The sequence below is a fragment of the Rivularia sp. UHCC 0363 genome (assembly GCF_034931125.1).
In the GTDB taxonomy this organism is placed as follows: Bacteria; Cyanobacteriota; Cyanobacteriia; order Cyanobacteriales; family Nostocaceae; genus Rivularia.
In genome coordinates this window covers 1-15,103 of the sequence record NZ_JAYGHM010000021.1, presented here as the reverse complement: position 1 = coordinate 15,103, position 15,103 = coordinate 1, and the positions used below count along the sequence as shown (strand labels likewise).

11 protein-coding genes and 1 pseudogene are annotated in these 15,103 nt (G+C 38.0%); 5 read left to right on the top strand and 7 right to left on the bottom strand.

The genetic code is table 11. The annotated features are described in order from the left end of the window. Together VB797_RS13880 and VB797_RS13875 are read left to right on the top strand one after the other, a co-directional pair. On the top strand, positions 1-389 hold a 389-nt coding region (locus VB797_RS13880), incomplete at its 5' end, for a peptidoglycan-binding domain-containing protein (protein ID WP_323238278.1). Positions 390-464: 75 nt separating this feature from the next. Beyond that, positions 465-698 carry a peptidoglycan-binding domain-containing protein gene (locus tag VB797_RS13875; protein ID WP_323238277.1) on the top strand — a complete coding sequence of 78 codons (234 nt, stop codon included), beginning with the start codon at positions 465-467 and terminating at the stop codon, positions 696-698. Positions 699-1,207: 509 nt separating this feature from the next. On the opposite strand, the gene VB797_RS13870 is transcribed toward VB797_RS13875, so the two are convergent. Then, positions 1,208-5,641: a CHAT domain-containing protein gene (locus tag VB797_RS13870; RefSeq protein ID WP_323238276.1), complete on the bottom strand. Its 4,434-nt coding sequence runs from the start codon at positions 5,639-5,641 to the stop codon at positions 1,208-1,210. Between the two features lie 191 nt (positions 5,642-5,832). Between VB797_RS13870 and VB797_RS13865 the strand changes: the two genes are divergently transcribed. Continuing rightward, the gene (locus VB797_RS13865; protein ID WP_323238275.1) at positions 5,833-6,027 is read left to right on the top strand and encodes a DUF2281 domain-containing protein; all 195 of its coding nucleotides are present in this window, start codon (positions 5,833-5,835) and stop codon (positions 6,025-6,027) included. After that, positions 6,012-6,341, top strand: coding sequence for a type II toxin-antitoxin system PemK/MazF family toxin (locus VB797_RS13860; RefSeq protein ID WP_323238274.1), 330 nt, complete (start codon positions 6,012-6,014; stop codon positions 6,339-6,341). Before VB797_RS13865 ends, VB797_RS13860 begins: the two co-directional genes overlap by 16 nt. Here the strand turns inward: VB797_RS13860 and VB797_RS13855 are convergent. Next, complete coding sequence (locus VB797_RS13855; RefSeq protein ID WP_323238273.1) at positions 6,262-7,551, bottom strand: transposase; 1,290 nt, start codon at positions 7,549-7,551, stop codon at positions 6,262-6,264. The two genes, VB797_RS13860 and VB797_RS13855, sit on opposite strands and share 80 nt — an antisense overlap. Before the next feature lie 51 nt (positions 7,552-7,602). On the opposite strand from VB797_RS13855, the gene tnpA reads away from it, so the two are divergent. Continuing rightward, the gene (gene tnpA, locus VB797_RS13850) at positions 7,603-8,001 is read left to right on the top strand and encodes an IS200/IS605 family transposase (protein WP_323238272.1); all 399 of its coding nucleotides are present in this window, start codon (positions 7,603-7,605) and stop codon (positions 7,999-8,001) included. Positions 8,002-8,101: 100 nt separating this feature from the next. Here the strand turns inward: tnpA and VB797_RS13845 are convergent. From VB797_RS13845 to VB797_RS13825, 5 genes and pseudogenes are all read right to left on the bottom strand, one after another. Continuing rightward, positions 8,102-9,658: pseudogene (locus tag VB797_RS13845) on the bottom strand (group II intron reverse transcriptase/maturase); the annotation flags it as partial. A gap of 705 nt (positions 9,659-10,363) precedes the next feature. Next, a complete protein-coding gene (locus VB797_RS13840) occupies positions 10,364-10,834 on the bottom strand; it encodes a hypothetical protein (RefSeq protein ID WP_323238270.1) in 471 nt (156 codons plus the stop codon). A 269-nt stretch (positions 10,835-11,103) separates the two neighbouring features. Next, entirely contained in the window at positions 11,104-13,311 is a 2,208-nt protein-coding gene (locus tag VB797_RS13835) for an NACHT domain-containing protein (protein ID WP_323238269.1), read from the bottom strand. Between the two features lie 20 nt (positions 13,312-13,331). Further along, on the bottom strand, positions 13,332-14,036 hold the full coding sequence (locus tag VB797_RS13830; RefSeq protein ID WP_416350869.1) for a CHAT domain-containing protein: 705 nt from the start codon (positions 14,034-14,036) through the stop codon (positions 13,332-13,334). A 477-nt stretch (positions 14,037-14,513) separates the two neighbouring features. Then, positions 14,514-15,044 (bottom strand): hypothetical protein, encoded by a 531-nt coding sequence (locus VB797_RS13825; protein WP_323238268.1) that lies wholly within the window; start codon positions 15,042-15,044, stop codon positions 14,514-14,516. Between the last annotated feature and the right edge of the window lie 59 nt (positions 15,045-15,103).

The window sequence follows — 15,103 nt, the reverse complement described above, 5'->3', positions numbered from 1 at the left end:
CTCTAACAAAATCAAAACAACACCAAATTTTCAAAGGAGTATCAATTATGCAAGCAACTGCAATCGGAACAATGGCTACCTCTATGCCAACTATCCGTCCAAACGACACAGGTGATAATGTCAGAATTTTACAAAGATTACTAAATGCTTACGCAGGTAGAATCGAAAATTCTCAGAACCAATTTTCAGAATTGTCAGTGGACGGTGTGTTTGGTCAACGAACATTGGATGCAGTCCGAAAATTCCAAACAGAATACCGTCAAGATCGAAATTTATCTACCGATCCAAGAGACCCCAATTATTTTCCAGTTGATGGAATCGTTGGTGTTTTAACCTGGCGTGGTTTAGGTGATTTCTCTTATCGTCGTTGTCGTGTAGACAATAACTAAATCAAAGCAATCGCTTAAAACTAGCTTTTCACAAATTCAACAAACTCGTACTAACCAAATTCAGGAGAATAAATCATGTTACCAGTAATCAATAAGACAGATAAAGGTGAAGCTGTAAGATTTTTACACCAATTGCTTCTAAGTCTGAATCTATTAGACAATCAAGATTTTGATGCAGAATTTAATTCTGCCACCGAGCAAGCTGTAAGAACTTTTCAAGGCAATAATAATTTGACAGTGGATGGTACAGTCGGTCGGCAAACTTGGTCTCGATTAATCGACCAAATTGGAACACTCTGTAACTGGTAATTGAGCATAATCTGATTGCTAACCGCTCCTATGGGGCGGTTTTTTTATTATAGGTGAACAAGATTACACACAGATATTCCGGCGTTGCTGAATAAAAAGACATCTCCGGAAAACATTTAGACGGTTCCCTTCTTTACGCAAAGACTTAACCCCCTTTCCCTGCTACCGTGTACACAGAAGTCTTTAAATTCTATCTAGAAGTAAGATTTGAAAAACCTGTCATTGCGTGTGCGTAAGCGCAGATTCACGGAGTGTTCCCTTTTAGGGAAGGAGGAACGACGTTAGCGCAGCTTCTCCCGGAGGGAGATAGCAATCCCAGCACTTTGCGATTGCTTCTCTACGAGACGCTACGCGAACGCTTCGCTCGCAATGACAATTTAAAGTGGCTATGAAAGCTCAAACCTATGCTGAGAGACTTGTGTGTACACCGTAGTCCCCTGTGGGGGAGAGGTTTGGAGAGGTGTCTTTTTTTATTTCAGGAGTCTATTGGTAAGATGAAAAATGAATCCCTATTCTCCTACAGCCCCAAGAGATTTTAAAATCATTTTCTGTGCATCTGTCAAACCAGTAATATTATGAATATTCATCCCTTCATAGGGTCTACTACATCTCAAAGTTTGAACGCATTCACCCGTAGCTAAATCCCACAGTTTAATCGTTTGGTCTTCGCTACCGCTAGCTAATATACTATTATCGGGACTAATTGCCACAGTCCATACTGCTTTATCATGTCCCGATAATGTTCTCATATTTTCACCCGTATTTACATCCCACAGTTTTACTGTTCCGTCATCGCTACAGCTCGCTAAAATCTGAGCATCTGAACTAAATACTACCTTGCGAATTCTACGGGTATGATCTGGTAATATTTGCAGAAGTTCTCCAGTATTCACATCCCATAGTTTAATAGTGCGATCGCAACCAGCACTAGCAATTATATTTCCCTCCGGACTGAAGACTACGCAATCAATCCGATCTTGATGTCCTGTAAGTGTCCGCAAACAGCTTTGATGATTTACATCCCAGATTTTGATAGTTTTATCGTCGCTAGCAGTTGCGAGTATATTACCCAAAGGATGAAAAGCCACTGATTTAATTCGCTCTTGATGTCCGATTAAAGTAGAAACACATTCACCAGTTTGACAATCCCAAATTTTTACCGTGTTGTCCCGACTACCGCTAGCTAAAATATTGATTTGGGGATTGAAAGCAACCGAATACACCCAATCATCGTGTCCCCGGAGTGTTTTCCAACATTCACCTTGATGATTCCACAGTTTGATAGTATTGTCATCGCTACCGCTAGCTAAAAGACAATCTGGAATATGTTGAGGTGCAAAGGCTACTGAAGATATTATTTTGTCGTGTCCTGCTAATATTAAATTACATTTTCCCGTTTCAATATCCCATAATCTCACTTTTCCATCTTGAGAACTGCTGGCTAAAGTTTGACCGTTGGGACTAAAAGCAAGAGATAATATCCAGTTACTATACCCTTCTAATGTTTTTAAACAGCGTCTTGATGAAATATCCCAATGTTTAATTTTTTGGTCTTCGCTAATACTCAGTAATCTTTTATTATCTGGATGCAAATCAACTAACCAAACGCGCTGCTGATGTTCCCGTAAGGTTTGCAGACATTCTGCCGTTTCTGCATTCCAGACTTTGATCGTGTTATCTTCACTGCCAGTAATTACGGTTTGGTCGTCGTGACTAAAAGCTATTGACCAAACAAAGCTGCTGTAATCTGGTAAAGTTTTAATACATTCACCCGTTTCAATATCCCAAAATTTTACTGCATTACCATTGCTTCCCGTAGCTAAAATTTTACCATCATGACTTAACGCGATCGCAAGTAGCCAATTAATCGAAATATTGAAGATTTGTAAACATTCCCCATTTTGAATATTCCACAATCTAACGGTATTGTCGGTGCTGGCTGTAATTAATTTTTTCTCAAAGGGATGGAAGCTGACAAAGGTGATATCGTTTGTATGTCCTTGTAAAACCCGCAAGCATTCCCCTGTAAAGATATTCCATAATCTAACGGTTTTATCATTGCTACCGCTGGCTAAAAGGCTTCCATCTGGGCTAAAAGCGAGGGATTGGATACCCGATGTATGACCTGTGATGGTTTGCAAACATTGTCCAGTTTCGACGTTCCACAGCTTGATAGTGCTGTCATAACTACCACTAGCTAAGATTTTACCATCTGGAGTAAATGCGATCGCTCTTACCCAAGCTGTATGACCTTCAAATTGATGCAATTGTCTAACGTTGTCAACTTCCCAAAGATATATTTGATTTTCAATTGCTGTGGCGAATAATTTACCAGTGGGGCAGAATTTAGCTGCTAAGATACTGCCTAAAGTGTTGGTAAATACCGATTTACTTAAGTTGGAATTAGCAAAGTTTGTTTGTTGTAAATTGATTCCTTGCAGGTTAGCTTGGCAAATATTTAAGTTAGAAAAATCATAGTTATTTAATTCTATTTCAAGTTGTCGCAGAATATTAATGATATTACCCGCAGCATATCCAGGTTTTGCAGATGTAGAAGATTTAAGTTGCAATAAAAGTTGATTTAAATGATTTTTAATACTTTGCTTTGTCACCCAAAAACTTAATAATTTATCAACGATCGGATTTAGGATAAATTGAATTTGAGCATTTCTCAGGTAATCTTGAGCTTGGGCTTGAATTAAAGCGTATTTATCAAAAAGTTGCATTTCTCCCGTATAGATTTCTGGGGTAACTTGTTCGATTAACTCTTCAATTACATATTCCATTACCACTGGTTGGAGAGTAAACTTACCCGAATGATTTTCAATTAAGCAGCGCGATTGTAAAGACTCTAAAGCAGCAAGTAAATCTCGGGTTTTGACAGCATCAATAATATCGCTTTGTAAGTTTTTTAAAGATACCCATTCCCGATTAATTGCCAACCAATAGATAATTTGTTTGTCTAAAATCGAGAGACGATGAAACTGACAATCAAGTAAATCAAAAATATCACCGCAGATAATTATACCTGCTTCTAAAAAATCAGCAATATCACCATCAAATAATTCTTCAATCGTAGTTGCAGCAATCTTTAAAGCGAGGGGATTACCTGCATAACATTCTACCAAACGATTACTTGCTGTTTCTATTGGTGATAAACCCTTTTGGACTAAAATTTCCTCTCCTTCTCGATAATTCAATCCTTTTAACGTCAATACTCGCACTGGTAAATTATCACCTTTTCTGGCGCTAAATCCCTTGGGTGGTTCCCGACTGGTGACTAAAAAACAACTTTGATGGCGGGTATCTGCCACACATCTTAAAAGTTGTCCGTATCCTTGATATCCTTCTCGATAACTTCCGGCTTGATTATCACTTGCTAAAATAGATTCAAGATTATCTAATATTACTAAACAGCGAGCGGCACGCAAACAATCAATTAATTGAGATATTTGTTTATCTAAAGAATCGGCTAAAACTATTTGATGCTCCGCCGATAAAAAGCCGATTAAATCGCTCAATAATTCTTCTACAGAAGTTGCATTTCGTAAACTACGCCAAATTAAAAAATCAAATTCATTTTTGACTAATTCTGCTAAATTCACAGATAAAGCTGTCTTCCCAATTCCACCCATACCAACTATGGTAATTAACCGACAATTATCTGTAATAATCCATTTTTCTAAAGTATGAATTTCCTCAGTACGTCCGTAAAATGTAGAAATATCAATTGCTTCACCCCAATCTTGACGGGATTTTTTATTTATTATTTGATTATTTTCCGAAATACTATTAAAATTACCGTTTAATTTATCTTTTAAACTTACCCAAGTCGGAGGTTCTTCAGCGGGATTAATAAAAATTACAGGTAGCCAACTTGCACCGGGAAAATCATCTTCCAATCCTTGTAATCTGCGTCTAGCTTGCTGTACCGAAGTATATAAAGATTTTTCTTCAAAAGCAAATGCTTGTAAAAAATAATTAAAAAATTCTTCTGCAACGCGATTTGGTACGGGTTCCCGCATGACAATTGTTGTGGGTATATTTAATTTTTCCAAGCCATCAGCTAACCCTAAACCATCGCAAGAATTAAAAATAGCTAACTTCAAACCTTTATCAATCGCTGCTTTTAACGCTTCTGCTAATTGCTCTATAGTTAAACTATTATTTGTCGCATTTTCATTAATGTAAATTATCCCCTTTTCTTCTTCAGTTTGACTGTGACCCGCGAAAAAGAGTATATCCCAACCTTGAGAATCCCAAAGTTGATCGTTAAATTCTTGCCGCGAAGGTTTGACAATGAACTCTACTTCTGAGTCAGATAAACTTTGTAAAAAACTGCGTTCTTGTTCAAGATCGATACCTTGAGAATTACCTAAAATTGCCAAAATTCTCACCTTATTTCGGGTAATTTCTGACAATTGCAACTCAGGAATGCGTTTATATTGAGTTCTAGAAAAAGAAACTTCTGAGTGTGGAAAATCTTCAAAAAAATTGCAACAATGCCAAGGTAACTTTTGAATAATAGTATCTTGAGTTTCGATAATTATGCGTATTTCGTCAGCAGGGTTAAGTACAGCCCGTAACTGTCGGCTAATACTAATAATCCCCGGTGATTCCAGCCAATTGTTAATATCTAGCTGTAACTGCTGACATAAATCGTGGAAATCGACTATAGAGACATTTGTAATATTACCTTCATCAATTTCGATCTCATCATCATCTGTTAAATTTCTAATTGATGAACTTGCAAAGCGATCGCACAAATTTTGATAAATCAATCGCCAATTTCGATACAAATCGGTCAAATTCGGCGCTGCGGGTAAACTACCGACAAGCTTCTGCGGATGGGGATTTTTGGACTCCCATACTCCCACAGTTACACCAGGAAATCCCTCGTATAAATTACCATATCCCAGATTGATGACAACTGAATGAATCATTATAGATGCAGCAAAGCTTCTTGAGGAAACTGTTCTTTTGTTAAATAATAATCAAAATTGGTATTATTTAAAACAATTTTTTGCGTGGGAACGAGAAAAACGAGAAATCTGAGAACGAAAGAACCTGGGAACGATAAAATGTCTTGATATAGGAGCAAGTCGGACATTCCATTCTAATTAAGCCACTTACTATGACATTAAAAGAACAACTTCTACAAGAAATTGAAAAAATACCGGAACCTCTCTTGCAACAAGTATTAGATTTTATTCAGTTTTTGCAAAATAAGCGCCAACAAGAAAAATTAGAAATAACCCTCTTAAGTGAGTCTTCGCTAAAAAAAGATTGGTTAAAACCAGAAGAAGAGGCAGCATGGCAGGATTTGTAAAAGGTGATGTTGTTATTGTTCCGTTTCCTTTCTCTGACTTAACTCAAGCAAAACGTAGACCTGCTGTAGTTGTTGCTAATATAAGAGGAAATGATCTGATTCTCTGTCAAATTACCAGTCAAGCAGTGAGTGATGAATATGCTGTTAGAATTGACAGTAGCGACTTTAGTACAGGTGGACTAAATCAAATTAGTAATATCCGACCTAACCGTTTATTTACGGCTGATGAATCAATTATTCTCTACAAAGCAGGTCAACTCCAACCAGAAAAGTTAGAAGAATTGACATACTCACCGCTCGTTTACGAGCGGTGATTCTTGACGCTTCAACGGATTCCGCTACCGAAGTAGTCTTACAATTCCTCTGCGTCCGTTTAGAGTCGTGGCAATGCCCTATCCCGACCGCCAGTTGCTCCTCGACGCGAAGCGCCAAGACCGCACTGGCTCCTTTATTTATATTTTTTGCTGCATTCTCATCTCGATCATGTTCAGTTCCACAATTCAAACACTGAACTGATCGAACTTTTAAATCAAGTTTTCCCCATTTATAACCGCATTCAGAACAAACTTGACTTGTTGGTTCCCATCGACTTATGACGTGAAAATTTCGATTGAGCTTTTCAGACTTACCTTCGCACAAAACTCTAAATTCTCTCCACCCTTGCAAACTAATCGCTCTAGAAAGCTTACGGTTTTTAACCATCCCAGACACGTTTAAATCTTCCAAAACAATGACTTGATTCTCATTCACTATTTTGGTTGATAATTTGTGCAAAAAGTCCTTACGAGTATCCGCAATTTGGTTATGTAGTTTAGCAATTCTAATCCGATTTCTGTTTCTACGTTTTGAGCCTTTAAGTTGTCGTGCTAGTTTTTTCTGAAGTTTACGAATTCTTTTGTCTAATGTCGAATAATCAGGACTTTTTGCTTTTTCGCCATTGCTCATTACAGCAAATGTTTTTATTCCCAAATCAATGCCGATACTTTGGTTTTTAGCATCAACAGAAAAGGGTTCAATCTCTACTACAAAGCTGAGAAAATAGCGATTAGCGCAATCTTTAATTACAGTGACGCTAGTAGGTGAAAATGGTAAAAATCTTGACCAGATCGGTTTAATGTTGCCAACCTTAGCTAGATAAACCTCATTACCTTTGATTGAAAAGCCCCCAATTCTAAAACGTGCGGACTGCTGATTAGTTTTCTTTTTAAACCTTGGTCTTCCGACTTTTTTACCTTTACGCTTTCCTTTCATGGAATCAAAAAAGTTTTTAAAGGCGACACCCAAATCAGCAACCGATTGTTGTAGTGGGATATTAGAGACTTCAGATAACCAAGTGCGCTGAAGAGTTTTCTTCGCTTGAGTAATTACTAACTTTTGCAAGTCGTTATTACTTGGCAATTTTTCTGCTTGTTTACAAATAGCTAGAGCATCATTCCAAACCACACGGACACAACCAAACAACTGAGCTAAACTCTGCTGCTGTTGGTCTGTAGGGTAGAAACGATACTGATATCTAGCTTTCATTCGCAATGTTATAATTGGTCTGTAGTTCAATTGTACATTGGTCTGCTTATAATGACAAATATATTTAGAAGAGAAAGACATAGCGTTACAGACTTAAAAATTCATTTGATCTGCCTAACCAAATATCGTTCGTCTGTATTTACGGTTAAAAGTTTAGATTTGATTGAAAAAACGTTTGTAGATGTTGCAAAAAAGATGGATTTTCAGGTATTAGAATTCAATGGGGAAGCAAATCATGTTCACTCGTTAATTGAGTATCCACCTAAACTGTCTATTTCTCAAATAGTTAACGCATTAAAAGGAGTGTCTAGTCGTCGTTACGGGCAAGCTGGATTCAAAAAACCCCACAAGCAATCTTTATGGAGTCCTAGTTATTTTGCTATTTCTGTTGGTGGTGCGCCATTAGAAGTTTTAAAAGAATATATTAAGAATCAAGAAAAGCCGTGCTAGAAGCACGGGGCTTGGGTAGAGTCGATGGGAGGTATTATCCTCCGCACCTCTCTTTTAAATCTGGACGTGCGCGTTTCCGTGCATCCAGCTTCCGATATTCTTAGAAGATGACTTCTTTGCTCATGTGTATATAATCATGGCAGGATTTGTGTACTGCCACTAGGTTTTTTAGTTTCCAGTTGTTATGATTGCCGTCAATATGGTGCAAGTGTACTCTTTCATCACTTGTAAATTTTAGTCCACAGTGACCACATGAATGGTTTTGCCTTTTTAGAGCTTTAGAGGTTTCGTTGTCATATAACTTGCTATTGCGTTCGCTCCAGTAAGTTATATCATTGTCGTAAGGGGATTTTTCTCCTTTGACATTTACGAATTTGTTTTCGGAGTAAGGGACTTTTGGGAACGCTTTTTCTATCAACTTCGTAGTTGATTCTCTTGTGTTCTTAGTTTCCTTATTAAAAACTTTCCATGCTCTGTGATTGATGTGCCATAGAGAAAACTTGACGCTACTCATATCGCAGAACTTGTGGTAATTTCTCCAGCCTCTAACTATTGGTGCGAGCTTCTCAGCTTTTACCTTAGAGCCATAATTCGAGCAATTAACGATGTTTTTGACTTTCTGACGGAATTTTCTAAAGTTGTCCACTGAGGGATAGCTTTTAAATCTTCCATCTTTAAGCACTTTAAAATGCCATCCTAGAAAGTCAAATCCATCTGTCGCAGCAGTTATCTTTGTTTTCTTCTCACTTATCTTCATTCCACGTCTTGCTAGAAATTCGTTAATTCTTTCAAGTATTTCTATTGCATTGTCTTCAGGTCTTAGAATAATAACCATATCGTCTGCATACCTGATGGATGCTTCGACTATTCTTTTTGTGGATGTTTTTGGTGTTATTCTGTTTCCTTTCCCTTTATGGTATCTATGTAAACATTCGATACCATTTAAGGCAATATTTGCTAATAGCGGACTTACCACGCCACCTTGTGGTGTTCCTTGTTCTGGAAATTCTGGGTTTATTCCTGCTTTTAAACAGCGAAATATTCCCGTTTTAATGCCTTTAGGGGCAGTAAGGTTGTCCATTATTGTGGTGTGACTTATCCTATCGAAGCACTTCTCAATATCGAGTTCTATAACTCGCTTATTTATTCCGTTTGCTTTAGAGTTTAAGTTTAAGAATAGGATTTTCTGAGCATCGTGTGCTGAGCGTCCCGGTCTAAAACCATAGCTAAAGCGATGGAAAGTTGCTTCATGTGCAGGTTCTAAAGCATATTTTGCTAAGCATTGCCAAGCTCTATCTGCCATAGTGGGAATTTTCAGCATTCTGGTGGTTCCATCTTTTTTAGGAATGGGTATACTACGCAACTTCTGGTGATGCCAGTTGTCACTGGTACTTTTCAGAAGTTTTTCAAGCTCAAATCTCTCATTAAAATTGAGGGATTTTTTGCCGTCTACACCTGCTGTTTTCTTACCTGCGTTTAGCTGAGTTACTTGACGAATTGCCAGAAATCTAGCTGAAGAAGATTTCAGAATAAGCTTTTGAAGTGACAAAGCTTTACGCTTGTTTCCTGCTCGAATCGCTTTGAACACTCGACATTGTAAGCGGAAAAGGTTTTTTTGGAATTTCTTCCAATTTAAACCTTTCCAAGATTCACTAGTAAGTTTTTTTACTGTGCCTAATCATGCTCTACTCCGTGAAGTGTTTTCTGAATACCTCACAGCAATTACGCTGTGTCCTACCCGAATCAAGAGAGTTCTGTATCTCGTCATACCTACCTTGGGATTCGACCGTCCCAGGACTCTTGGTTCGTTTTTATTCGTTCCCTTTATACGATGGGGCATTTAAGTATCCCCTTTTTTTGTACTTTTAGGTGTTACCACTTCAACCACTGGATACCCAAGATTCTTGCAGCTACGGGGACAGTGTGCTGCGGGTATGAACTCCAGTGAAGTCAGGGTTTGTGTGTTATGCCCTGCTCAATAATAGGTTGCTTTTCTAGGTACGTTTTCACCATGAGTACTCCCTGTTAGCGCCAGTGTCACCCCATAACAGATGTCTGGTTGCGCCCTGTTCCTAGCTTCACTCTGTAGAATTCCGAGTCTACTCGGTGTAGGCAGATAAGGAGTCACGCTTGAATCTAGCGGATAGGACTTTCACCTATATCGTAAGAAGAGTTCAGTGCTTAAGTCTCCTTAAGTTTCACTGGTTTAGGTATGTACGGGCTGACTACCGTGATTCCCTAAACAACGAATCGCACTATCCCATTATTTTCGGTCATAGTGAGAATAATTGAGATATTACAACAATAATAAGGGAACGAGAAACAAACTGAGTGATCATTGCTTATTTGCTATTCCTTTAAATCAAGAATTTTGTCCCGCAAAATATCCAGCTACATTTTCTGGGGTTAAAGCGGTAGTGTATTGTTCTGCTAGCTCAGGTGTAGCTAATTCCAGCAACACGGCATTTTCCACCCAAAACTCAATTACCTCAAAGTTAACACGGCTACAACGCACGCATCGCCATTTTTCGCGATCGGCAATAGATTCGATTTGCGACTGGTTTAGGGGGATAGAAATTGCAGCGTGGCAAGAGATAAACTGATTTGAAGTATTTTGATGTTGAAACTGTATTGGTTTATCGTCTTCTCCTGGAGTCATTAGGGTACCCCAGGGATAAACTTCAATTACAGTTCCGTACTGATCACCAGCCAAAGCTACATAGCTACCTGGATTAGATGGGAACGGAGCGCAATAACCAGTATTAAACAGTTCAGCTATAACCGAAGCAACGTGCTGGGGATTTTGTGCAGGAATAGAAATGTGATGAATCATTTTGTATTAACCTTTATTGTGTTATTTTTGAATAACAGTATATTGATTTTCGATAAGTAGTCGTGCAAAATTAATTTAACATTCTAAAAAGTTCAAGTCCCTGCGATTGCTTCGTTCCATTCCCTAAGAGGGAACACTCCGTGAACGCAATGACAGTACACAATTAATTTTGCGTAGGTACTTAACAACGTTTAGTGCAGGTCGTAGCTGTCGGCTAACACTAATAATTATCGGTCATTCCAGCCCATGATTAAGATCTAAATCTAGCATCAGCTAACTATTTTATTCAATGATGTCCCACAGTTTGTACAGAAATGGGAATTAGCCGAATTCTTATAACCGCATTTACTACAATAAATGTGATTTTGAACTGGATTCAGAGATTTGTTTTCACCATACTCGGCACTACTTGAATCTACTTGATTTAGCGTATCTTTGCGATAAATTTGAGCAAAATGTTCCAGTAGCATACGATGAATAAAGATGTAGCCACCGCCAACCTTGTGCAGAAAAACTAGTTCGCTAGCGTAGTTGAGGAAGTGAGCATAGTTCCAGGGAATGTAATTATTGCGATGAAGGATGAGACGCAAGGTAAAATGCCTGATACAGGCAGTGCCACCACCGAAAATTAGCCCCAAAATTAGCCCCCATCTTAGAGCAGGAGTAACTATATCAATTGGCGTGCTTTTCGCCCAATCTCCTAACCCCATAATTAGTCCCCAATAAATATTAGAAATTAGCTGCGAATTAAACAAATAAATTGGAACCAAAATTAGCCAACTAATTAACCCAGTAATTCCGGCATTGCTAGCGGATTTCCAAATACCTTGGTTAGGAATAGTTTTTGTTTCTATTTGAGAGCCTCTGAGGGCATCAATTATACCCAAACACAGACCCAAACTCAGCCCCCACTTCAGCCCGTATTCTATACCCCACTCTATTCCCGATATTGCTCCTCCGTAAGCTTGCCACCTTGTTAAACCAATCCACAGACCACCAAGCGGTGCTAAAGTGAGTGCAAAAATCAGTCCCCACTTCAGTCCTTTAATTAATCCTGTAATTAGATTATTCCATGTTTTTTTCCAGGGCCATGTCAGGGTTTCATATGTTTTAATTTCTGCTGCACCCCATCCAAAAATCGGCGCTATAACTATTCCCCACCTCAATGCATTTATCAGTCCCCCTCTCTGATGTTCGACTGCTTTCCAGCCTAAATCATAAAGTGGGTCCCACGCATAAATTGGCCATAATATCAACAAAATAGTTAAACCCCCAACCAACATACTTCCAAATCGATAGCGACTTTTTTGATTTGTTTCCAACCATTTAGGTTGAATTTGCTCAATCAGAAAAACCGTTTGAGATGCTTGAGACATTTTAAAAGCCAGCCAACTGAGCCATCGCATCACTTGTTCTTTGGGGTATTGGTGATTTTTGCGCTGAAACCTCCGCTCAATATAAGTATTGAATAGGTGCTGACGGCGTTCTTCCACGGAACCTATTTGTGGTAGTTCTTCCGGTTTCTTGCCTTTATACGCCAGTGTCATTATGCTGAGGGTTAAGGGTGACTCAGCTAACTCGTGCAACTTGGTATCTGTTTGAAGTAGATGTTTAACGGCTTCCAGTTCCCCACCCGCTTGATCTAAATATTGCTTAATTTGGTCATTACTTAAAGGTAGGATGCGGATTGCACCTTGTAATTGCAGTTGGGAAGAGAGAGCTTCGTAGTCTTTGATACGACTGCTTACAACAATTTCAATATGTCCGTGCTTTTGCATGAATTGATTAATAGCTTCAACGCAGTCTTCCCGAAGTTCCGGCTTGACTTCATCAAGCCCATCTAACAACGGTAATATTTTTTCCTGCTTCACCCAGCTTTTTCCCAGACTTTTAGGAACTTGGTATCTATTCCAAAGCTCTTGAACCAGCCAGTTTGATATCTTTTGCCGTTTATTCACCCATGACGATAAAGTGAACACTACTGGAATCGGTCGGCTCATGTCTAGTTCAGTACGAGCAATCAAGCTCTCTGCTAATTTTAGAAGGGTTATTGTTTTACCTGCTCCTGGATCACCAAGAATTAACAGAGTTCGCCCGTCTCCCATCTGATTAAAAATATCAGTTACACCTGTACTTATTGGTAGTTGATTTGACAGACTAGAACGTTCCTTTATCCCAGTAAAAATATCTTTGACTGCATTTGATTCTTCTTTTATACCCAATTCAATCATTACTTTTGTGTGTAATGAATTTTCTAAGATGCCTTGAACCCAATAATTTTTTACCTTATTGAGCAAGGTATTTTTCTGTTTATACTCATTTTGAGTAAATTTTTTGGCTGCATCTGGTGTCCGTAAACCGAGGATATTTGATATTTCAATAATTATTTTTTGATTGACAACTCCTCTATTTTCATGTACCCAACCCTTAACTCCACCAAAAATCTGAATATTATTTGGCAAATTAGCTTCATACATAAGTTCTGTTTCTCCAATTTTCAATTAATATTTTGATTAACAGTTCCAGAGTTGTCCTGCACAAAACCCTTAACCCCACCATGAATTTGTATGGTTTGTAGGGTTTTTTCCGTGTTTACCTGTTCGCTAGGTATATTCTTATCCTCATTAGAAGAAAATTGTTGCTGACATTGCCTTGCTTTAATTTGTGGCGTTTTTGACTCCGGAATCCCCTGCAAATCAATAGCTCCACAACCAAATTCAAACGCATCCCGATAACTTCTCCCAGCCGCTAATGCATCATAAAAACCCGTCGCAAACTCAATTGCAGCAACATCCCCAATTGCTTGATTCATGCCAATTACGCAATCAATATGCTGAAAAATCGCCTCGGCTTGCACTTCGCTATAACAAGCATTAAGCACAACACATTCAACTCGATCCTCAAACAATTCAAATAAACCAGCCAAAGCTTCGCTACTAACAAGCTGCATTTCTCCCAACTTATTCTCCAACACCAAACCATCATTTCCCGAACCATGTCCGCTAAAATGAACGATATGGGGTAGATTATCCAAGAGCGATCGCCGTAAATCATTCACCCGTAACGCTGACTCAGTAACAATTTCAAACTTTTCTCGATTTTTGCTCAGTTTTAGCGCTGCTTTAATTTCCCGCACTTCCTCATCCAAGCGTAACTGATTAGTATTCTTGGGATTCGCCGATAATATCAAGATTTTTTTCATAGTAATACAGATAAAAATTTCGCTTTTTTTAGATAAATATCAGCCCTTATTACTTATAGGTGCAAATAAAATCAACTTATGCACTTGTAATCTCATTTCAGCATTCTTTCGATACAAATCAAAAGGTGTATCCCAAAAATGTAGAGACTTTGCAGTTGCAAAGTCTCCAAAAATGAAAACCCCTATATTTAATATTATTTATCTCAAATTTTGGATAAAATGCTGCAAAAGACCTGCTTTCAAACATTATCTTTTACAATTCAAAATCTTCCTTAATACTGATACCTGCCATGTGAATCTAAATAAAGGTGAGTCAGGAAAAGTTATGCCGTTTATAACGATTCTTGAGAAAGACAGCAAAAGCCCACCATATTTAATATAGATGCAAAATTATTCAATTTGCTCTGTCAAAGTTATAAGATAAGTTGGTTCTGGTGGAATTTTTGTTAAACCTTTTTCTGCGGCTAATTTCAAATATCACTCCCAGCTATAGTTAGCTAATTTACCCAAAAAGAGAATAGTTCCAACAAAATTCACCGTTAAAGTTAGACTATCATTAAATGAGTCACCTAAACGGACTTTTCTTTTTTTATCAGTATGGTGTGTTATTTCCTGATTAATTTCTGGCTTATTCTCAGTATTTAATGCTGTAATTAAGCGATCGCGTTCTAAATTTCCTACCTTTTGTTCCCAAGTATCCCCATTATCTAACGCTAACAGAGATTGATTATTTAATATCTGAGTAGCTAATTGATTAGATAAAACCCGTGCTTGTTCGTGAATTTTAGCTTGATTTATTTTTTCGATAATCAAATCTGAATTTGTATTTATAGCTGTATTCAAAGCTTGATAGTTGGATTGACTATCTGTATTTTGCATCCCTTGTAGCTCTATCTCAAATTGTAAGGGAATTTTTAAGGTCATGGATACTAGTAATTTATTAGTTTCTATGTTGTAATTGGATTCTGGTGTGGTAGACATATTCAAGATTCCTTGTTTTTTATTCATATATGCGTATTTCAGGGGAACAATTCACCGAGTAAAATTTTAAGGTCTGAGCAAGACGG